This window comes from Nocardioides fonticola (genome assembly GCF_039536805.1).
GTDB classification, from domain to species: domain Bacteria; phylum Actinomycetota; class Actinomycetes; order Propionibacteriales; family Nocardioidaceae; genus Nocardioides; species Nocardioides fonticola.
In genome coordinates this window covers 94,376-112,930 of the sequence record NZ_BAAAZH010000006.1, presented here as the reverse complement: position 1 = coordinate 112,930, position 18,555 = coordinate 94,376, and the positions used below count along the sequence as shown (strand labels likewise).

Here is an 18,555-nt window from a genome sequence, read left to right as displayed (position 1 = left end):
GGTCGATCACCTCGGTCGACTCGATCACCTCGATCCCCTCGATCACCGGGAGCACGGCATGAGCGTGGAGAACCGGCGGGCGCTCGGCAGCCGCTACCACCTCCTCGAGCGCATCGGCAGCGGAGCGATGGGCGAGGTGTGGCGGGCCGAGGACCGCACCGACGGCAGCGTCGTCGCCGCCAAGCTGCTGCGCTCCGACCTCACCAGCGATCCCGCGATCGTGGCGCGGTTCGTGCAGGAGCGCTCGATCCTGGTGACCCTGCGCCACCCGCGGATCGTGCGGGTGCGCGACCTCGTCGTCGAGGGCGACGACCTCGCGATCGTCATGGATCTCGTCGAGGGCGCCGACCTGCGCCACCACCTGCGCGAGCGCGGCACCTTCGCGCCCGAGCTCGCCGTCGGTGTCGCGGGCGCGGTGCTCGACGCGCTCGCCGCGGCCCACGAGGCGGGCTGCCTGCACCGCGACGTCAAGCCCGACAACGTGCTGATCGCCCGGGCCGACGACCTCGGCCCCGACGACGTCCGACTCTCCGACTTCTCCATCGCGCGGCTCGCCCAGGAGTCCACCGTCATGGCCACCGGCCTGCTCGGGACGCCGGGCTACATGCCGCCCGAGCTCTTCGTGCACGGCACGTTCAGCGCCGCCTCCGACGTCTACGCCGCCGGCGTCCTGCTCTACGAGCTCCTCGCCGGGCGCACGCCGTTCGCCGGACCCGGCACCGCGCACACGGTCGGCAACCGGCATGTCGCGATGGCTCCGCCGCAGCTGCCGGTGCCCGAGCCGTTGTGGCGGGCGCTGGAGACCATGCTCGCCAAGGACCCCGCCCAGCGTCTCCCGGCCGCCCGCACCGCCGAGCTGCTGCGGACCCTGCCGGCCGAGGCCCTCGCCGGTCCCGCCCTGCCGGTGCAGCCCGACCCGACGTCCTGGACCCCCGTCGGCGCCACGACGCCCGAAGCCGGACCCATCCACGTGCGGGAGACCCCCGCAGGTGTCGACGTCGGCGCCACCTTCGTGCCCCGCACCGAGGAGCCCGCGGCGCCGGTCGCGCGCGACGGCGAGGTCCGCCCGCTCGCCCCGGTCACCGGTCTCGGCGGTGTCGACGCCCCTGAGACGATGCTCGGCCGACCGGTCGAGGCGGCGCCCCGACCGGTCCTCGAACCCGCGGTGGCGGCTGCCCCCGAGCGCACCCGGCCCCGCTGGTTCGTCCCCGCCGTCGCCCTCGGCAGCGTCGCCGCCCTCGGCCTGGCCGCCTGGGGACTCACCGCCGTCCTCGGGGGAGGCGGCGGCAGTGACACCGCCGGCAGCGGCGGGCCCATCGAGACCGTCTCGATCGCCGACCCGCTGCCCACCGGTCTGACCGTCACCCACGAGGCCACCTACGACCCCGAGCAGAAGATCGTCGACCTCACGATCCGCTACGGCACCCAGTCCGCACCGTTGACCGGCCCCTTCCTCGAGGTGGTGCCGCCCTTGTCGGAGGGACAGGAATGCCCCGGCCTGGCCTGGCAGGGCGCGCAGGTCACTCCCAACATCCCGCGGGCCACCGGCATCTCGGTGCCGTGCGCCTACGCCATCACCACCGACCCGATCCCGGCGCAGGACAGCGTCGAGGTCGAGAGCCGGATCAGCATCGAGCTGCCGCCCACCAAGGACGCCCTCGACGCCTGGCTGGAGTCGGTCGTGACCAACACCGATGCCGCGCTCGGCATTCAGCCGCGCACCACCGCCTACGCCGCGCAGCGCCTCAGCGACGTCGTCGTGCAGATCAGCCCCACCCAGCCGCGGGTCGGCATCGGCGCCCTCGGCGTCACCCTGCTGCCGGTCTGGCGCGGCTCCTCCGAGCCCGACCAGTCCGACCCGCTCTTCGACAGCCGGGCCTTCGGCGATCCGACGTCGATGCTCCAGCAGGTCGCCGGCGGGCTCAGCGGCGTGCGGCTCTCCGACGGCTGCTCCGGCGCGCTCACCATCACCGACGGGCTGCGGGTCGGGGTCTCCCGGCGGGCCGACGACTGCCAGGTCGACGCCCGGCTCGGCAACTTCACCGACCTCTCCAGCCCCACCTTCCGCATCGAGTCCGCAGGAGGCTGATCGTGCGCATCACCCTGACCGTCCGCACCCCCGACGGCGAGACCGACGTCCTCGTCGACTGCGACGACGACCTCCCCGTCGAGAGGCTGCACCAGGCGGTGCGGCAGGAGTGCGGCGCCCTGGTCGGTGCCGGCGGCGTGCCCGACGTGGCCGCCGAGGCACGGGTGGCCGAGGCCGGTCTGCGCAACGGCGAGGTGCTGCGCCTCGACGGCAGCGGCCCCGAGGCGGAGACGCCCACCACCGGGTGGCAGCTGCACGTGGTGGGTGGCCCCGCGGCCGGCGGCGTCTTCACGCTGCCGATCGGCCGCCACGAGCTCGGCCGCAGCGGCGCGCCGTCCTGGGGCGACCAGGCGATGTCGCGGCGGCACTGCTGCGTCGAGGTGGGCGCCGACGCCGTCACGGTGCTCGATCTCGGCTCGGCCAACGGCACCCTGCTCGACGGCGAGCCGGTGCCGGCCGAGAGTCCGGTCGCCTGGGAGCCCGGCCAGATCCTGCACGCCGGCGACTCCCTGCTCGAGCTGCGCGCGGCCCAACCGGCTGACGCCGCCATCGAGCCCGCAGAGCCGGGCTGGTCGAACTTCCTGCGCCCGCCGCGCATCCGCCCCCTGCACCTGACCCCCAGCGTCGAGGTGCCGAAGGCGCCGATCGAGCCGAAGGGCCGCCGCATCCCGGTGGTCGCGATGATCGCCCCGCTCGCGCTGGGCATCGTCATGGCCACGGTGATGCGCTCGCCGTTCTACCTCGTGTTCGCCCTGATGAGCCCGCTCATGATGATCGCCAACGCCTGGAGCGACCGCCGCGGCTCCGCCAAGGACCACCGCCAGGCGGTGGCCGAGTACGAGGAGGCCCTCGCCCGCGCCCAGGCCGACCTCGACGAGCGCATCGCCGCCGAGCAGCGTCGCCTGCGCCACGAGATGCCCGACGCCGCGGCCACCCTGCTCACCGCCCTCCTGCCCGGCCGTCGGCTGTGGGAACGGCGCAAGCACGACCCCGACACCCTCGTGCTGCGGGTCGGATCGGCCGACATCCCCTCCACGGTCAAGGTCACCGGCGCCACCGACGGCGCCGACCACCGGCTGCGCGAGGTGCCGGTGGCGGTGCCGCTGGCCGAGGCCGGGGTGCTGGGCGTCGCGGGCCCGGCCGACCGGGTCGCCGGCGTCCTGCGGTGGCAGGTCGCCCAGTTGGCCGCCTACCACGCGCCGCGCGACCTCTCCCTGGCCTTCCTCTCCCTCCAGGCCGGCGCCGACTGGGGATGGGTGCGCTGGCTGCCGCACCTGCGCCCCGACGACCCCGACGGCCCGGCGGCCATGATCGGCAACGACACCACCACCACGACCGCGCTCGTCGCGGGCATCGCCGACGTCGTCAAGCAGCGCACCGACGCCTCCCGCGACCAGCACGGCCTGGCCGCCGACAGCTTCCCCACGCTCGTGGTCGTCCTGCACGGCTACCGCCAGATGCGGGGTCTGCCCGGCCTGAGCCGCATCCTCGAGCAGGGTCCCGCCGTCGGCGTGTACGCGGTCTGCACCGACGACGACGAGCGGTCGCTGCCCGAGGCGTGCTCGGCCACGCTGCTGCTCGACCCCGCCCACCCCTCCTATGGCACGCTGAGCCGCGCCGGCCACCCGACCGTCCCGCGGGTGCTGGTCGACGCCGTCGGACACGGGTTCGCCGAGCGCCTCGGTCGCGCCCTCGCGCCGTTGAAGGACGTCGGCGTCGAGGCCGGCGGTGACACGCTGCCCGACTCCGCGCGGCTGCTGGAGGTGCTCGCGCTCGAGGACCCCACCCCCGACGCCATCCGCTCGCGCTGGGTGCTCGAGCCGCGCTCGACCTCGATGGTGCTCGGCGTCGGCATCGACGGTCCCTTCCGGCTCGACCTCAAGGCCGACGGGCCGCACGGCCTGGTCGCGGGCACCACCGGTTCGGGCAAGACCGAGCTGCTCCAGACCATGATCGCCTCGCTGGCGATCGCCAACCGCCCCGACCAGCTCAACTTCGTGCTCATCGACTACAAGGGCGACTCCGCGTTCAAGGAGTGCGTGAAGCTGCCGCACACCGTCGGCAAGGTCAACGACCTCGACCCGCACCTCGTCGTCCGCGCCCTGGCCTCCCTCCAGGCCGAGCTCAAGCATCGCGAGCACTTCCTCGCCGAGGCCGGGGTGAAGGACATCGAGGACTACCAGGACCTCTGCCTGCGCGAGCCGCACCGACCGGCCCTGCCCCGGCTGCTCATCGTCATCGACGAGTTCGCCCAGCTGTCCAAGGACCTCCCCGACTTCGTCACCGGCCTGGTGAGCGTGGCCCAGCTCGGCCGCTCGCTCGGCATCCACCTCGTGCTGGCGACCCAGCGACCCAGCGGCGTCGTCTCCGCCGACATCCGGGCCAACACCAACCTGCGGATCGCCCTGCGGGTCAACGACGTCTCGGACTCCACCGACGTCATCGACGCACCCGACTCCGCGCGCATCCCCAAGAGCGCCCCGGGTCGGGCGTTCGCCCGCACCGGCGCGAGCTCGCTCCAGGGCTTCCAGGCCGGCCGCGTCGGCGGACGCCGTCCCGGTGCCGCGGTCGCCGAGATCCCGCCGCCGTTCCTGGCGCGCATGACGTGGGAGAGCGCCGGCTACACCGCACCGCGCCCCAGCGTCCGCTCCAACGACGAGGTCGCCGACACCGACCTCGCCGCGGTGGTGCGGGCCATCGGCGCCGCCGCCGCCGAGGAGGGCATCCCCGCCCAGCGCAGCCCGTGGCTCGAGCCGCTGCCCGAGCAGCTCCAGGCCGAGGAGGTGTGGGAGCAGGCCCCGCGCACCCCGCTCGCGCCGGGGCACGTGCCGGCCCTGCCCTACGGCCGGATCGACCTGCCCGGTCAGCAGCGCCAGCGGCCGGTCACCGTCGACCTCGCCGCCGACGGCCACCTGCTCGTCATCGGCTCGGCGAAGGCCGGTCGGTCGCAGGCGCTGCGGGCGATCGCGGCCTCGGTGGCGACCCGCACCGACCCCGCCGACGTCCACCTCTACGCCCTCGACTGCGGCAACGGCGCCCTCAACCCGCTCGCCGACCTGCCGCACTGCGGTGCGGTGGTCTCGCGCACCGAGCCCGAGCGGGCGGGCCGGTTGCTGTCCCGCCTGACCGCCGCGATGGACGAGCGCCAGCGCATCCTCTCCGCCGGCGGGTTCGCCGACATCACCGAGCAGCGCGCCCACGGCGACCAGCCGTTGCCCCACCTCGTGCTGCTGCTCGACCGCTGGGAGGGCTTCGCCACCACCATCGGTGAGATCGACACGGTCTTCGACGGCGTCACCCGCATCCTGCGCGAGGGTGCCAGCCTCGGCGTCCACGCCGTCATCACCGGCGACCGCACCCTGGCCAGCAACTCGCGCGTGGCCACGATGACCGAGAACAAGCTGGCCATGCGGCTGGCCGACCGCTCCGACTACACGATGATCGGGCTCTCGCCCCGGGCGATCCCCGAGCGCATCCCCGCCGGTCGCGGGTTCACCCCCGGTGGCGAGGAGGTGCAGATCATGCTGCTGTCGGCCGACGACTCCGGGCCGGCGCAGGCGGCGGCCCTGCGCGAGCTGGCCCGCGGCACCACTCCGGCGCCCGAGGGGCGCCGCCCGTTCCGGGTCGACGTCCTGCCGGCGCGGGCGACGCTCGAGCTCGCCCTCGCGCTGCCGCCCACCGACGCCCCCACCCCGCGGGTGGTGCTCGGTGTCGGCGGCGACGACCTGCGCACCTTCAGCCTCGACCCGGCCGGCGCGCCGAGCTTCCTCGTCGCCGGGCCCGGCCGCTCGGGTCGCAGCTCGGTGCTCCTCGGCGCGGCCCGCTCCTACCTCGCGACCGGGGGAGAGGTGCTGGTCGTCGCGCCGCGCCCCAGCCCCCTGCGCGACCTGGCCGGCACCCCGGGGGTGCGCGGTGTCATCACCGAGGCCTCCACGCCGGGCTCCGCCTACACCGAGGCACTGGAGGGTGCGAGCGGTCGCGTGCTGCTGGTGCTCGACGACGCCGAGCAGCTGCGCGACTGCGGCGGCTCCGAGCTGTTCCTCGAGGTGGTGCGCGGACGCCGCAGCGACCTGCTGCTGCTCGCCGGCGGCCACAGCGACGGGCTCACCTCCGGCATCTCGGGCTGGAACGTCGAGGCCCGCAAGGCCCGCACCGGTCTGCTGCTGTGCCCGCAGGGGCTCTCCGACGGCGACCTCGTCGGTCTGCGCCTGCCGCGCAGCATCATCGGCCAGCCGGTGCGCCCGGGCACCGGTTGGCTGCACGCCGGCGACGGCGAGCTGGTGCAGGTCGCCACGCTCGTCGAGGAGTGATCTCGTTCCCGGGCCGACCGCCACGCGGCCCGGGAACGCCGAAGGCCGGGACCCCCGAGAGGGTCCCGGCCTTCGCCGTCGGAACGGGTCAGCCCTTGAGGGCCGAGGACAGCTGGCTGTCGACGTCGCGGAAGGTCTGAGCGGCCTTCTTGAGGTACTGCGCCATGCCGTGCAGGCCCTCGATCGTCTTCTGCGCGCCGGTGGTGAACTCCTCGTAGGAGCCCTGGAAGGCGCCCGAGGCGGCGTCGGTGACGAAGCCGCCGCTGACCAGGCCGTCGACCTGGCTCTTGAGGTTGCGCAGGTAGCTGTCGATCTCCTGCTGGGCGGAGACGAGCTTGTCGGCCTGAGCCTCCATCTCCTGGTAGGTCACGTTCACGTTCGCCATGGGGGTCTCCCTTGTGGTCTGGGTGGTCTGGTGCCCGAGTCGGTCCCGGACGACGGGGTCGCGATCGCCCCGACAGGGCTTTACCCAGACGTGATCCGGCCCATACCTCCGACCGCGAGATTTCCCGGTGGCTCGTCGCGGTGGGGCGTCTCACCCGGTCGGGAGGAAGGCGGCGCCGTCCGCGCGGGTTGTGCCGGGTGACCACACGCCACGACGAAGGAGTCGATTCCCATGTCCCACCGCGTCCTCCTGGTGCTCACCAGCCACGGCGATCTCGGCGGCGTCCGCCCGACCGGGTGGTACGTCGGCGAGGCCGCGCACCCCTGGGAGCAGTTCCGTTCCGCCGGCTACGACGTCGACGTCGCCTCCATCGCGGGCGGGGTCGCTCCGCAGGACGGTCTCGACCTCGACGACCCGGCACAGAAGGCGTTCCTCGAGGACGACCACATCGCCGCCCAGCTCGCCGACACCCCGCGCCTGGCCGACGTCGACCCGGCGTCCTACGACGCCGTGCTCTACGTCGGCGGCCACGGCACGATGTGGGACTTCCCGAAGGACCCCGACGTCGCTCGGGTCGGCCGCGCGGTCTTCGAGGACGGCGGCGTGGTCGCCGCGGTCTGCCACGGCCCGTCCGCCCTGCTCGGCATCACGCTGAGCGACGGCTCCTCGATCCTCGCGGGTCGCCGTGTCGCCGGGTTCACCAACGCCGAGGAGGAGGCGGTCGGTCTGACCGAGGCCGTGCCGTTCCTGCTCCAGGACGAGCTCGTGGCGCGCGGTGCCACCCATGTGCCCGCTCCCGACTTCACCGACCACGTCGTCGTCGACGGTCGGCTCGTGACCGGTCAGAACCCGCAGTCGGCGGGGTCGGTCGGCACGGCTGTCGTCGAGCTGCTGGGCTGATTCTGCGGCGCTGCCGGCATCACCGCGGGGGGCAGTCGTCCCCCGCGGCGATGCGGCCGGCGAGCCGGCCGAACGTCGTCAGCTGGGTGGGCGTGAGCCGGTCGAGCACGAGCTCCCGGACGATCTCCACGTGGGTCGGCGCCACCGCGACGACGAGCGCCATGCCCTCCTCGGTGAGGGTGGCGTTGGTGCGTCGACCGGGCCCTTCCACCCGGGTACGCCGGATCAGGCCGCGCCCTTCCAGGCGCGTCGCGACGTGGGAGAGACGCGAGAGCGAGGACGACGTCGCCGCCGCGATCTCGCTCATCTGCCGGGTGCGCTCGGGACTCTCCGAGAGCACTGCCAGCAGGGAGTATTCGAAGAAGGTGAGCCCGCATCGGCGGGTCATCTCGGCGTCGAGCTGCGCGGGGAGGCGGATCAGCAGCATCGCCGTCGAGCGCCATGCCTCGTGCTCGTCGTCGTCGAGCCAGCGCGGTGCTGGGGAGCTCGGTTCGGCGGCCATGCGGCCACCTTACTTGACGCTTCAACGAATTATCGGCACTCTGGAGTTGAAGCGTCAACAATCAACCAGGAGTCCCCATGAACATCGCCCTCTGGATCGTCGCCGGCGTGCTCGCCGCCGCCTTCGCCGCCGCCGGTCTGATGAAGCTCGCCCAGCCCCGGGCGAAGCTCGTCGCTTCGGGGATGGGGTGGGCGGAGGACTCCTCCGATGCCGGGGTCAAGGCCATCGGCGCGGTCGAGCTGCTCGGCGCGATCGGCCTGATCCTGCCGCCGCTCGTCGACATCGCCCCCGTGCTCGCGCCGATCGCCGCCACCGGCCTCGCGCTGACCATGGCGGGCGCGATCGTCGTCCACCTGCGCCGGGGCGAGGGCCCGGGCGCCGTCCCCGCGGTCGTGCTGCTGCTCGCCTCGGCCTTCGTGGCCTGGGGGCGGTTCGGTCCGCACTCCTTCTGACCTGCGAACGGCGTGACGCCCCGCGGCCCGGCCGAGAGTCCGGACGACGGGGCGTCACGCGTCGACGACGGGTGGCGACTCAGCCGTGGCGCTCCTCGACCGCCCCGATCAGGACGTCGTGGAAGTGCGGCACGGTCTCCAGCAGCGTCTCGAAGGCCTCGGCGGTGATGTGCAGGACCTCCAGCGGGGTGAGGGCCACGACGCTGGCCGATCGCAGCCGGTGCTCGACCAGGGCCATCTCGCCGATGATCTCGCCGGGCCCGAGGCGGGCGATCTCCTCGCCGTGCCGGCGCACCGAGACCTCGCCGGCGAGCAGCACGTAGGCCTTGTCGGCGGGCGTCAGTTCGGCCATGACCGTCCAGTCCTCCGGCACGGTGAGGTAGGTGGCGGCCTCGATGACGGCGTCCAGCTCGTCGTCGGTGAGGCTCGCGAATCGCTCGATGCGGGCGAGCTCGCGCAACCGGGCCTCCTCGGCCCGTTCCTTACGGTTGAACATGGTGGTTCCTCTCGGGTGGGGCCGACAGGTCGTCGGCGGTGGGGGGAAGGCCCAGCACAGGGAACTGGGCCGAGACGGTGGTACCTGCGCCCGGGGCGCTGTCGATCTCCAGGACGCCGTGCACGGGCGCGATCCGCTCGTGCAGACCGGCGATCCCGGTGCCGTCACCGGGGTGGTCGAAGCCGATCCCGTCGTCGACCACGGAGACCTCGAGCAGGTCGCCGCGGGAGCTCGTGTCGAGGGCGATCTCGATGGTGATGCGGCCCGCGCCGGCGTGCTTGAGCGCGTTGGTGAGCGATTCGGCGACGACGAAGTAGGCGGCCCGCTCGATCGGTGGCGGCAGCCGCGGGACGTCGGCGGCGCGCAGATCGACCAGCACCGGCGCCCGGTCGGCGAGCACGCGCACAGCGCCGACGAGACCCTCCCGCTCCAGGACGCCGGCCTGCAGCCCGCGACTGAACGACCGCATCTCGGCCAGGGAGGTCTGCAGGGTCTGTGCGCAGCTGTCGAGCAGGTCGACCACGTCGCCCACGTCGTCGGCGGCACCGGCCCGCTCGTGCAACCGCTGCCGCGCGAGGTTGAGCATCAGGGCGGAGGTGACCAGGCCCTGCTGGGCGCCGTCGTGCAGGTCGCGTTCGATCCGCCGCCTCTCCGAGCCCACCGCCTCGAGGATCTGGGCGGCCTGGAGACGGGTGCGTCCCGACATCATCCGCAGCAGATCGATGCGGGAGACCTCGCCCACCGGCCCGTCGAAGACGAGTTCGCCGCGTTGCAGCACCAGTACCCGGTCGGCCACGTCGAAGACCTCCTCGACGTCGTGGGTGATGAGCAGCACCGGCGTCCCGGAGGCCGCGATGGCGCGCACCAGCGCCCGCACCTCTGTGGCCTGGTTGAGACCGAGCGCGGCGGTCGGCTCGTCCATGATCACGACCCGCACGCCCGGGCGCATGACGCGGAGGATCTGCACGAGCTGCCGCTCGCCGCCGGAGAGGTACCTGATCGGACGGCGGAGGTCGTCGATGCCGATGCCCAGTTCGTCGAGGCGCGAGCGCGCCTCCCGTTCGGCTGCCTCGTTGTCACGCAGCAGCGGGATGCCGCCGAGGTGCCGCCGCGGCTCCTGCCCGACGGCCAGGTTGTCGGCGATGCTGAGGTTGGGACACAGGGCGAGGTCCTGGTGGACCGTCTCCACTCCGAGGCGCCGGGCGCGTCCCGGGTCGGCGGTCAGGGGGACGCCGTCCAGGGCGATGGTTCCCTCTGCGGGCCGCACGGCACCGGCGAGGCACAGGGCCAGGGTGGACTTGCCGGCGCCGTTGTCGCCGACGAGGCAGACGACCTCCCCGGCTCGGATGTCGAGGGAGACCGACCGCAGGGCTTCCGATCCCACGAAGCGGACCGTCAGGTCGTCGACCGCCACGACGATGCCCGATTGGCCGCTGTCGTCGCGGGTGCGGCGGGCGGGGACGGCGGGCGCCCGTACCGGGAGGGGGCTCCTCGTCGCGCCGGTGCGGATGCGGCGCTCCCGACGGGCGATCACGGCCTGGTCGGCCGCCAGCGCCACCAGCAGCACGCCGCCCTGGGTGATCTGCTGCCACCAGTCGTCGAGGCCGGCGAAGATCAGGCCGGCGTCGAGGACGCCGATGACCGCCACCGCGATCAGGACGCCGAGCGGATGGCCGCGTCCGCCCGTGAACGCCACGCCGCCGAGGATCACCGCGGCCAGCACGTGCAGCTCGAAGTCCACCCCGACCTGGGGGGAGCCGCTGGCGAGTTGGGCGGTGGAGACGAGTCCGACGAGTCCGACCAGGAGGCCGTTGAGGGCGAAGGTCACCACCACCAGGCGCGGCACGCGAACGCCGACGAGGGCGGAGGCGGACGGGTTGCCGCCCGTCGCGTAGAGACGCAGACCGGTGACGGTGCCGACGAGCAGCACGCTGGAGATCACGAAGACGGCCACCCCGACGAGGACGGTGACCTGCACACCCGCGACCGTCGCCCGACCGAAGTCGGTGAGACCCGGCGGGAGCCCGAAGACGGTCTGCCCCTGGTTCGCTGCGTAGGCCAGGCCCCCGTAGATCCCGAGGGTTCCGAGGGTGACGATGAGCGGGGTGACCCGCAGCAGGTTCACCAGCAGGCCGTTGATGGCGCCGAGCAGCATCCCCGTCGTCAGCGCGGCACCCGCGGCCGACCACGACGATCCGGTGTGGTGGCCGACGAGCGCGCACACCACCGACACCAGTGCGTACTGACTGCCGATCGAGAGGTCGACCTGTCCGCAGACGAGCAGGGCCATCGTGCCGATCGAGCCGATGAGCACGAAGGAGGAGGACAGCGCGATCGTGCTGAGGTTGTCGACGGAGAGGAAGCCGGGGTAGCGCAACCCGAACCAGGCGAGCAGCAGGGCGCCGACCAGGGCGAGTCCTGGTCGGCGGCTGCCCTCGGCCGGGGTGCGGACGATCACGGTTGGTACTCGTCGGTCCAGTGGAGGTCGGCGTCCTCGAAGCGGACGTTGCCCAGCAGCGGCAGGTAGGTTCCGTAGCGCTCGCGGTCCTCGAAGGTCGCCCGCGGCGCCGCGGCGTCGGCGAGGAACCGCCGGGCCTTGGCCGGGGAGTCGACCAGGGTCGCCTCGGCCACCATCGCCCGGGGCACCGGACGGCCGGCTGCCCAGTCGGCGACGAAGCGCCCCATGCCGTAGCCCATGAGCGACCAGGCGAAGGCGTGCGCGGCGCGGTAGGGCCCGCCCTGCCCGACGAGCTCGAGCACCTCGGGAGCGCCGTCGATGCTGGCGAAGTACATGTCGTCGGTGAGCCGTCCGGTCTGTTGGAAGGCCCGGTAGGCGGGCAGCACGAAGCCGTCGACGCCGAGCACCACCTTGATCTCGGGATGGCGCTGGAGCTCGGTGGTGATGAGGGCGAAGACCCGCTCGGGTGTCTGGTCGCCCGAGGAGACGTAGGTGTCGATCACCTCGACGCCGTCGCCCGCCTCCTCCAGGCCCGCGAGAACGCCCTGGTTGCGCAGTTCCAGCTGGGGTGCGATCTCGTTGAGGTTGGCGTTGAAGACGGTGGCGCGCCCGCCGAGCTCCTCGACGATGTAGCGCGCCGCGGCCCGGCCCTGCTGGAGGCCGATGTCGTACTGCCGCGCGGCGACCTGGATGGTGCAGGGATGGTTGATGATCCCGACCACGCACACCCCCCGGTCGAGTGCCTCCTGCATGAGGGGTTGCTGGGCGGCGGGGTTCAGCGGCTGGATCGTCATGCCGGCGATGCCGCGTGCGAGGAAGGTCCGGATCTGGTCGGCGTTGCGCTGCGGATCGCCCTCGGCGTTGGCCGTGAGGTATTCGAGGCCGGCGTCCTCGCCGGCCGTGCGCATCCCGGCGCCGAGGGCGGCGAAGATGCCGACGTCGCTGGTGTTGGCCCACGCGATCCGGCTCGGCAGGCCTGCGGGCCGGCCGGCCGGGGCGTCGGGATCGAAGGCCGGGAGCGCGGGTGAGCGGGTCGGCTCGGGGCGCGCGAGGACGGTCGACTGGTCGGCCGACGCGGAACATCCGGAGACCGACGGCGCGAGGGCCGCGGCAGCGAGGGTGCCGGACCCCACGCGCAGCAGGCTGCGACGGGTCAGGGGTGACATCTCATGATCCAGAAGGGGTGGGGGAGCGATCCCGAGTGGGCTCACCGTAGCTGCGCGGTGACGTCGCGTCCTGGTGATCACCAACTCGTCCGTACCTCCCCGGTCGGCCCCGCGTGCCCGGTACCTCCAGAGCGGTGTTCTCTGCGGTCCTACCCGCTGGAGGCTCCGTGCTGGCACGCATGACGTGTCTGCGGGCCCGCGCGTACTGTGCGGCCCGTGATGTCCCTCCTGATCGTCGACGATCACGACGGCTTCCGGTCGTTCGTCGCCTCGATGCTGGAGGGGGAGCGGTTCAGCGTCTGCGGTGCCGTCGAGGACGGCGCCGCCGCGCTGGACGCGATCGCCAGGCTCCGACCCGACCTCGTGCTGCTCGACGTGCAGCTCCCCGACCTCGACGGGTTCGAGGTGGCCGAGCGGGTCGCCGTCTCCTGGCCGCGCACGGCCGTGATCCTCACCTCCACTCGTGATGCCGAGGACTTCGGCGCACGCCTGCGCCAGGCGCCGGTGGCCGGATTCGTCCCCAAGCACGGCTTGTCCGTGCAGGCGCTTGTCGACCTCGTGGCGGTCACGTGAGCACGCCTGCTCCGCAGGCGGCGAGCCTGCGGGTCGCCGTGTGCGACGACTCGGTGCTGTTCCGCGAGGGTCTCGCGCGTGTGCTGCCGGAACTCGGCTTCGAGGTCGCCGGCCTCGCGGCCGGTCCCGACGCCCTCGACGACCTGCTCGATTCCGCTGCCGTCGACGGGCCTGTCGACGTCGCGATCGTCGACATCCGGATGCCCCCGACCCATACCGACGAGGGGTTCCAGGTCGCGGCGCGGCTGGCGTCGGACCGTCCCCGGCTCGGGGTGCTGCTGCTCTCGCAGGTCGTCGAGGTGGGCCCGACCGTCGCCCTTCTGCAGCATGCGAGCGCCGGGCGGGGCTACCTGCTCAAGGACAGGGTGACCGACCTGGGGGCGTTCGCCGAGGCCGTGCGGCGCGTCGGCGCCGGCGGTTCCGTCGTCGACCCCGAGGTGGCTGCTGCGCTGCTCGCCGACGGACGGGACGACGCCGTGCTGGCAGCCATGAGCGCCCGTGAGCTGGAGATCCTCTCCCTCATGGCCGAGGGCCGTTCCAACATCGGCATCTGCGAGCGGCTCGTGCTCTCCCCCCGCACCGTGGAGAGCCACGTGCGGGCGATCTTCCGCAAGCTCGACCTCGCCGATGCGCCGGACGACCACCGGCGCGTGCTCGCCGTCCTCGCCTACCTGCGACGCTGAGCCCTCCGACCGGTCGGGCGGAGCGCCGATCGTCGGCGGATCGATTTCAGTGCTCCCACCGATGTCGGACGGCGAGGCCGGCGCGGATGCTACGACCATGGCCGTCATCCTCGACCTCCCCGCCGAGCCGGGCGCCGGTCGGGAGGTCGCGCGCCGACTCGCCGCGGCGTCCGATGCGCGTCGCCGGGCGGTGGAGCGGCAGATCCACGACGGCCTCCAGCAACACGTCGCGATCCTGGGGCTGCGGCTCGGGATGCTGCAGCGGCGGATCGGTGTCGACCCGGCGGCCTCGGTGGAGGAGTGCGACGAGCTCGGGCGGGAGGTCGGCGAGATCCTCGGTGAATTGCGGTCGATGGCCCACCTCGTCTACCCGGCGATCCTCGAGAACGAGGGACTGCAGGCCGCGCTCCAGCTCGCGGCCCGACGTCTCGACGCCCGAGTGGAGGTGCGGTTCGCGGCGCCCGGCAGCGCCGACCACGCCCCGGAGAGCGTGCTTCCGGCCGAGATCCGACGGGCGCTGTACTTCGTGTGCCTGGAGGCTCTCGACAACGCGGTGCGGCATGCGGGCACGCCGGCTTCGGTGGTGATCGAGCTGATCGTCTCCGACGACGAGGTCGTCGTGCGCGTCGACGACGACGGCGAGGGCATCGTGCCCGCCCGGGTGGACGCCGGGTCGGGGATCCAGCACATGGTCGACCGGGTGCACGCGCTCGGCGGCCGGCTACGGATCGAGAGTTCCCGCGACGGCACCTGCGTGGTCGCCGCGGTCCCGAGGATGCCGGGGTGACGGCGTCCGGCGATGTCCCTCGGTGGGTGCGTGGGCGCCGAGGCTGACCAGCGGTCGCGCCGAGGTCGTCATCGGCTCCGCGGACCTCGTCCCTGGGCCGACCTCGGCGCAGCACCGGTCGAGCTCGCCAGCATGAGGTCGGGCAGGGTCGGCTCCTCGATCCGGGACGACGCGCCGGCGTCCGATCGGGGGCCGCGCCGTACGGTGACCGCCCGGGCCACCGAGGCGGTGCCGAAGCGGTCGCGGACGGCGTCGAGGGCGCGGTCGAGGGCGGCGGACTCCTCGCGCCGGCGTTCGCGCCCCCACAGGTCGAGCTCGAGCTGCTCGTCGTGCACCTCGTCGACCAGGCCCGAGATGCTGACCCCGATGAGGGTGCACCCGCGTTCGCGCAGCAGCGGGTAGGAGGTGTGCAGCAGGGCCCGCGCGGTGTCGATCCAGGCGGCGGTGCTGGCGGTGGATCGCGGGATCGTGGCCGACCGGGTGGCCCGCTCGAAGTCGCCGAAGCGCAGGCGCAGGGTCATCGTGCGGCCGATGCGCTCCCCGGCGCGCAGGCGGCGGCTGACCCGGTCGACGAGACCGACCAGGATCGCGTCGAGCTCCTCCAGCGTGCGGGTGCGCGAACCGCCCAGGGCCGACTGCGAGCCGATCGAGCTGCGGCGGCGTCCGACGGTGACCGGCCGCGGGTCGCGCAGGTTCGCCAACGCCCACAGGTGGCGGCCGCTGGCGCTGCCGAGGGCGAGTTCGAGGTCGCTCTCCGCGTGCTCGGCGAGCTGGCCGATCGTGCGGATGCCGCGCGCGTGCAGCTTGGCGGCGGTGACCTGCCCGACGCCCCAGAGCCGCTCGACCGGCAGGGGGTGCAGGAACGCGACCTCCTGCTCGGGTTCGACCACCAGGAGGCCGTCGGGCTTGCTGACGGCGCTGGCGACCTTCGCGAGGTACTTGGTGCGCGCCACGCCCACCGAGATGGGCAGCCCGACCTCCAGGCGCACCCGGGCCCGCAGCGCGGCCGCGATCTCGGCCGGCGGACCCACGAGCCGCTGGAGTCCGCTGACGTCGAGGAACGCCTCGTCGATCGAGAGCCCCTCGACGATCGGGGTGGTGTCCTCGAAGATCGCGAACACCTCGCGACTGGCCTCGACGTAGGCGCCGAACCGCGGCGCGACGACGTGCGCGTGCGGGCAGCGTCGCATCGCCTCCCGGCCGCCCATGCCGCCGCGGACCCCGAAGGCCCGCGCCTCGTAGCTGGCGGCCAGCACGACCCCGCCGCCGACGATCAGCGGGCGCCCCGCCAGCTCGGGACGGTCGCGTTGCTCGACCGCGGCGTAGAAGGAGTCGAGATCGGCGTGCAGGATGCCGGCGCTCGTCATGACCCCATGATCGAACATGCGTTCGATCATGGCAAGGGCGGGTGGGGTGCCCGGGGGGCTGGTTTCCCCGGCCGGCCGGGGAAACCGGCCGTTCCGGGCCCGGATCCGCCCCGCAGCGGGCAGTTCCGCCTGTCCGGTGTGACCCCTGGTGTTGGCGGTGCGATCCGGGGATGCCCGATCTCCGGCCCCGATCTCCGCCTCCGGTACGACGACCGTCCCGCTCCGGGTCGCTACGGTGCGGCCATGCCCTCCGCCACCGACCGGTCCGCCCCGCGCCTGCACGAGGTCCGCCGCGGCGATCTCGTGCTCACGGTGCGCGAGTTCGCCCCTACCGGCGACGGGAGTGATGCGACCTCGCGGGCACCCTTCCTGCTCCTGCACGGCTGGCCGCAGGACGGTCGCTCCTGGGACGCCGTCGTGCCGCACCTGCTCGCCGCGGGCCACCCGGTGTGGGTGCCCGACCTGCGCGGCACCCGTCCCGAGGCGGCGCCGCGCAGCCGGTGGTCCTACCGCGCCTCGGAGCTCATCGAGGACGTCGCCGCGATCGCCGCCCTCATCGGCGAGCCGGTGCATCTGGTCGGCCACGACTGGGGCGCGGCGCTCGCCTGGTGGGTCGCCTGCGACCGCCCCGAGCTGTGCCGCACCCTGACGGCGGTCTCCGTGCCGCACACCGGCGCCTTCCTCTCCGCCCTGGTCACCACGCGGCAGGCCCGCGACTCCTGGTACATGCTCGCCTTCCAGCTCCCGGTGCTGCCCGAACTGCTGCTCGGCGACCCGAGGCGTGCCGCGCGGATGCTCGAGGCGTCGGGACAGCGTCCGACGGTGGCGGCCCGCGACGCCGCTCGCCTCACCGATCGGCGCATCGCCCGCGGTGGCCTCGGGTGGTACCGCGCGATGGCGTTGGCCGCTCCCCGACTGCTGCGCACCCCGGCGTCGGTCCCGGTGCTCCAGGTGTGGAGCGACGGCGACGTCGCGGTCGGGCTGGAGAGCAACCGGAGGGCCGCCCGCTACGCCCCGGCCGGCTTCCGTCTCGAGGTGCTGTCCGGGGTCTCGCACTGGATCCCCGACGAGGTGCCCGACCGGCTCGCGGCCCTCGTGCTCGACCACGCGGCGTCCTGACCGATGCTCGGGACGCTCGCCCCGGCGATGTGAGGGACGACCGGTCCGTTCCCGCCCGCGCACTGGATCATCGGGGTTTCCCGACGCACGATGGACCCATGGGGGTCAAGCGAGCCATCAAGAGGAAGCGTCGCGCCATCCGGTGCCGACGCCGCTACGGTGCCGGGCACTGCCCGCACCGCGAACGCCACTCGCGCGACCGGGCTGCCGATCGGTCCGAGATCCTCGAGGACGGCGACGGCGTCGCGACCCCCGGTCTGCCGGGCCCGACCGACGCGGACTGGTTCAAGCCGGCGTTCTGAGTCCCGCGGCCGAGCGGGCCGTGAGGTCGGCGATCGAGGCGTCGGTGCAGGTGGCCCAGAAGCCGCCGACGACGTCCTCGACATGGCTGAAGGACTCCGCCGCGTAGAGCAGCGGCTGGTAGGCGGTGATGTCGTAGCTCGTCGTCCCCATCGCCACCAGGTCGAGCGGTCGGATCGCGATGTCGCGGAACTCGGCCGTCTCCCCGGGTGAGGAGAGGATGCCGGCCCCGTAGGCCTTGAGCTCGCCGCCCTGCCAGACCACCCCGAACTCGAGGGTGAACCAGAAGACCTTGCTGATGAACTCCAGTGCCTCGGGGGTGCTCACCCGGCGCGCGGCGGCGCCGGCCAGCTCGTAGAGCGCGGTGAAGCGCGGATGCGCCAGCGTCGTGCCGTGCCCGATGACCTCGTGGATGACGTCGGGTTCGGGGGTGTAGAGCGGCACAGAGTGGTGGCGCACGTACTGGGTGGAGTGGAAGATGCGCTCGGCCAGCGAGCCGTAGAAGAGGTCGAGCGGCACGAGTCCGGCGGCCGGCCGGTAGGTGAAGGCGGTGAGCGGGCGCAGGGTCGCGCTCACCTCCGCCAGCTGCGGGATGTGGTCGTGGGGGAGTCCGAGGATCTCCTTGCCCTCGAGGAACTCCCGGCAGGCGTGGCTGCGGTGCAGCGGCACCAAGGCGGCGCTGACGGCGGCCCACACGGCGTGCTCGGCGTCGGTGTAGTCGGCGGTCGGCACCGGCATGCCCGGACGCCAGGCTGCCGCCAGGGTGGCCAGCGTGTCGCGGCGGGCGCGGTAGTCGGCGTCGGCGAAGCCGGGGTGGCCGCGGCCGAGCTCGACGGCCAGCGTGCCGTCGGCGCGTTCACGCAGCGGAGCGAAGTACTGGGCCTCCTCGAACATGGCCCGAGTGTGAGCCGGATGACACGCCGACGGGAACCCATCGGAGACGGATGGTCGCCATCTGGCGTTTCCGG

At 73.5% G+C, this 18,555-nt stretch carries 16 protein-coding genes; 9 read left to right on the top strand and 7 right to left on the bottom strand.

Annotated features, from left to right (window positions below; translation table 11 throughout):
- Positions 1 to 58 precede the first annotated feature (58 nt).
- A complete protein-coding gene (locus tag ABD671_RS03725) occupies positions 59 to 2,089 on the top strand; it encodes a serine/threonine-protein kinase (RefSeq protein ID WP_344731883.1) in 2,031 nt (676 codons plus the stop codon).
- A gap of 2 nt (positions 2,090 to 2,091) precedes the next feature.
- A complete protein-coding gene (locus tag ABD671_RS03720) occupies positions 2,092 to 6,399 on the top strand; it encodes a type VII secretion EssC family protein (protein WP_344731882.1) in 4,308 nt (1,435 codons plus the stop codon).
- 88 nt (positions 6,400 to 6,487) lie between these two features.
- Here the strand turns inward: ABD671_RS03720 and ABD671_RS03715 are convergent, their stop codons facing one another.
- Positions 6,488 to 6,784 carry a WXG100 family type VII secretion target gene (locus ABD671_RS03715; protein ID WP_344731881.1) on the bottom strand — a complete coding sequence of 99 codons (297 nt, stop codon included), beginning with the start codon at positions 6,782 to 6,784 and terminating at the stop codon, positions 6,488 to 6,490.
- A 231-nt stretch (positions 6,785 to 7,015) separates the two neighbouring features.
- Between ABD671_RS03715 and ABD671_RS03710 the strand changes: the two genes are divergently transcribed.
- Positions 7,016 to 7,684 (top strand): type 1 glutamine amidotransferase domain-containing protein, encoded by a 669-nt coding sequence (locus ABD671_RS03710; protein WP_344731880.1) that lies wholly within the window; start codon positions 7,016 to 7,018, stop codon positions 7,682 to 7,684.
- A gap of 19 nt (positions 7,685 to 7,703) precedes the next feature.
- Here ABD671_RS03710 and ABD671_RS03705 read toward each other — a convergent pair whose 3' ends face one another.
- Positions 7,704 to 8,186, bottom strand: coding sequence for a MarR family winged helix-turn-helix transcriptional regulator (locus tag ABD671_RS03705; RefSeq protein ID WP_344731879.1), 483 nt, complete (start codon positions 8,184 to 8,186; stop codon positions 7,704 to 7,706).
- 77 nt (positions 8,187 to 8,263) lie between these two features.
- On the opposite strand from ABD671_RS03705, the gene ABD671_RS03700 reads away from it, so the two are divergent.
- Entirely contained in the window at positions 8,264 to 8,638 is a 375-nt protein-coding gene (locus ABD671_RS03700; RefSeq protein WP_344731878.1) for a DoxX family protein, read from the top strand.
- 79 nt (positions 8,639 to 8,717) lie between these two features.
- On the opposite strand, the gene ABD671_RS03695 is transcribed toward ABD671_RS03700, so the two are convergent.
- From ABD671_RS03695 to ABD671_RS03685, 3 genes are read right to left on the bottom strand one after another with little or no spacing between them, the layout of a single operon-like run.
- On the bottom strand, positions 8,718 to 9,134 hold the full coding sequence (locus ABD671_RS03695) for a Crp/Fnr family transcriptional regulator (protein ID WP_344731877.1): 417 nt from the start codon (positions 9,132 to 9,134) through the stop codon (positions 8,718 to 8,720).
- On the bottom strand, positions 9,121 to 11,592 hold the full coding sequence (locus tag ABD671_RS03690; protein ID WP_344731876.1) for an ABC transporter permease subunit: 2,472 nt from the start codon (positions 11,590 to 11,592) through the stop codon (positions 9,121 to 9,123). The genes ABD671_RS03695 and ABD671_RS03690 overlap by 14 nt, the downstream gene beginning before the upstream one ends.
- Positions 11,589 to 12,758, bottom strand: coding sequence for a sugar ABC transporter substrate-binding protein (locus ABD671_RS03685; RefSeq protein WP_344731875.1), 1,170 nt, complete (start codon positions 12,756 to 12,758; stop codon positions 11,589 to 11,591). The genes ABD671_RS03690 and ABD671_RS03685 overlap by 4 nt, the downstream gene beginning before the upstream one ends.
- Positions 12,759 to 12,977: 219 nt before the next feature.
- On the opposite strand from ABD671_RS03685, the gene ABD671_RS03680 reads away from it, so the two are divergent.
- The 3 genes from ABD671_RS03680 (at position 12,978) to ABD671_RS03670 (ending at position 14,801) form a co-directional block, all read left to right on the top strand.
- Positions 12,978 to 13,331 carry a response regulator gene (locus ABD671_RS03680; RefSeq protein WP_344731962.1) on the top strand — a complete coding sequence of 118 codons (354 nt, stop codon included), beginning with the start codon at positions 12,978 to 12,980 and terminating at the stop codon, positions 13,329 to 13,331.
- Positions 13,328 to 14,014: a LuxR C-terminal-related transcriptional regulator gene (locus ABD671_RS03675; RefSeq protein ID WP_344731874.1), complete on the top strand. Its 687-nt coding sequence runs from the start codon at positions 13,328 to 13,330 to the stop codon at positions 14,012 to 14,014. The genes ABD671_RS03680 and ABD671_RS03675 overlap by 4 nt, the downstream gene beginning before the upstream one ends.
- A gap of 97 nt (positions 14,015 to 14,111) precedes the next feature.
- On the top strand, positions 14,112 to 14,801 hold the full coding sequence (locus tag ABD671_RS03670) for a sensor histidine kinase (protein ID WP_344731873.1): 690 nt from the start codon (positions 14,112 to 14,114) through the stop codon (positions 14,799 to 14,801).
- Between the two features lie 68 nt (positions 14,802 to 14,869).
- Here ABD671_RS03670 and dinB read toward each other — a convergent pair whose 3' ends face one another.
- The gene (gene dinB / locus ABD671_RS03665; RefSeq protein ID WP_344731872.1) at positions 14,870 to 16,168 is read right to left on the bottom strand and encodes a DNA polymerase IV; all 1,299 of its coding nucleotides are present in this window, start codon (positions 16,166 to 16,168) and stop codon (positions 14,870 to 14,872) included.
- 243 nt (positions 16,169 to 16,411) lie between these two features.
- On the opposite strand from dinB, the gene ABD671_RS03660 reads away from it, so the two are divergent.
- Positions 16,412 to 17,287, top strand: coding sequence for an alpha/beta fold hydrolase (locus ABD671_RS03660; protein ID WP_344731871.1), 876 nt, complete (start codon positions 16,412 to 16,414; stop codon positions 17,285 to 17,287).
- Positions 17,288 to 17,385: 98 nt separating this feature from the next.
- Positions 17,386 to 17,589: a hypothetical protein gene (locus ABD671_RS03655; protein ID WP_344731870.1), complete on the top strand. Its 204-nt coding sequence runs from the start codon at positions 17,386 to 17,388 to the stop codon at positions 17,587 to 17,589.
- Here the strand turns inward: ABD671_RS03655 and ABD671_RS03650 are convergent.
- Positions 17,573 to 18,481: a phenylalanine 4-monooxygenase gene (locus ABD671_RS03650; protein WP_344731869.1), complete on the bottom strand. Its 909-nt coding sequence runs from the start codon at positions 18,479 to 18,481 to the stop codon at positions 17,573 to 17,575. The genes ABD671_RS03655 and ABD671_RS03650 overlap by 17 nt on opposite strands.
- Positions 18,482 to 18,555 lie beyond the last annotated feature (74 nt).

What these genes read in the sequence shown, in the direction of transcription:
- ABD671_RS03725 (WP_344731883.1), top strand. Translation starts at nt 59, where the DNA reads ATGAGCGTGGAGAACCGGCGGGCGCTCGGCAGCCGCTACCACCTCCTC.
- ABD671_RS03715 (WP_344731881.1), bottom strand. Translation starts at nt 6,784, where the DNA reads ATGGCGAACGTGAACGTGACCTACCAGGAGATGGAGGCTCAGGCCGAC.
- ABD671_RS03710 (WP_344731880.1), top strand. Translation starts at nt 7,016, where the DNA reads ATGTCCCACCGCGTCCTCCTGGTGCTCACCAGCCACGGCGATCTCGGC.
- ABD671_RS03705 (WP_344731879.1), bottom strand. Translation starts at nt 8,186, where the DNA reads ATGGCCGCCGAACCGAGCTCCCCAGCACCGCGCTGGCTCGACGACGAC.
- ABD671_RS03700 (WP_344731878.1), top strand. Translation starts at nt 8,264, where the DNA reads ATGAACATCGCCCTCTGGATCGTCGCCGGCGTGCTCGCCGCCGCCTTC.
- ABD671_RS03695 (WP_344731877.1), bottom strand. Translation starts at nt 9,134, where the DNA reads ATGTTCAACCGTAAGGAACGGGCCGAGGAGGCCCGGTTGCGCGAGCTC.
- ABD671_RS03685 (WP_344731875.1), bottom strand. Translation starts at nt 12,758, where the DNA reads ATGTCACCCCTGACCCGTCGCAGCCTGCTGCGCGTGGGGTCCGGCACC.
- ABD671_RS03680 (WP_344731962.1), top strand. Translation starts at nt 12,978, where the DNA reads ATGTCCCTCCTGATCGTCGACGATCACGACGGCTTCCGGTCGTTCGTC.
- ABD671_RS03670 (WP_344731873.1), top strand. Translation starts at nt 14,112, where the DNA reads ATGGCCGTCATCCTCGACCTCCCCGCCGAGCCGGGCGCCGGTCGGGAG.
- dinB (WP_344731872.1), bottom strand. Translation starts at nt 16,168, where the DNA reads ATGACGAGCGCCGGCATCCTGCACGCCGATCTCGACTCCTTCTACGCC.
- ABD671_RS03660 (WP_344731871.1), top strand. Translation starts at nt 16,412, where the DNA reads ATGCCCTCCGCCACCGACCGGTCCGCCCCGCGCCTGCACGAGGTCCGC.
- ABD671_RS03655 (WP_344731870.1), top strand. Translation starts at nt 17,386, where the DNA reads ATGGGGGTCAAGCGAGCCATCAAGAGGAAGCGTCGCGCCATCCGGTGC.
- ABD671_RS03650 (WP_344731869.1), bottom strand. Translation starts at nt 18,481, where the DNA reads ATGTTCGAGGAGGCCCAGTACTTCGCTCCGCTGCGTGAACGCGCCGAC.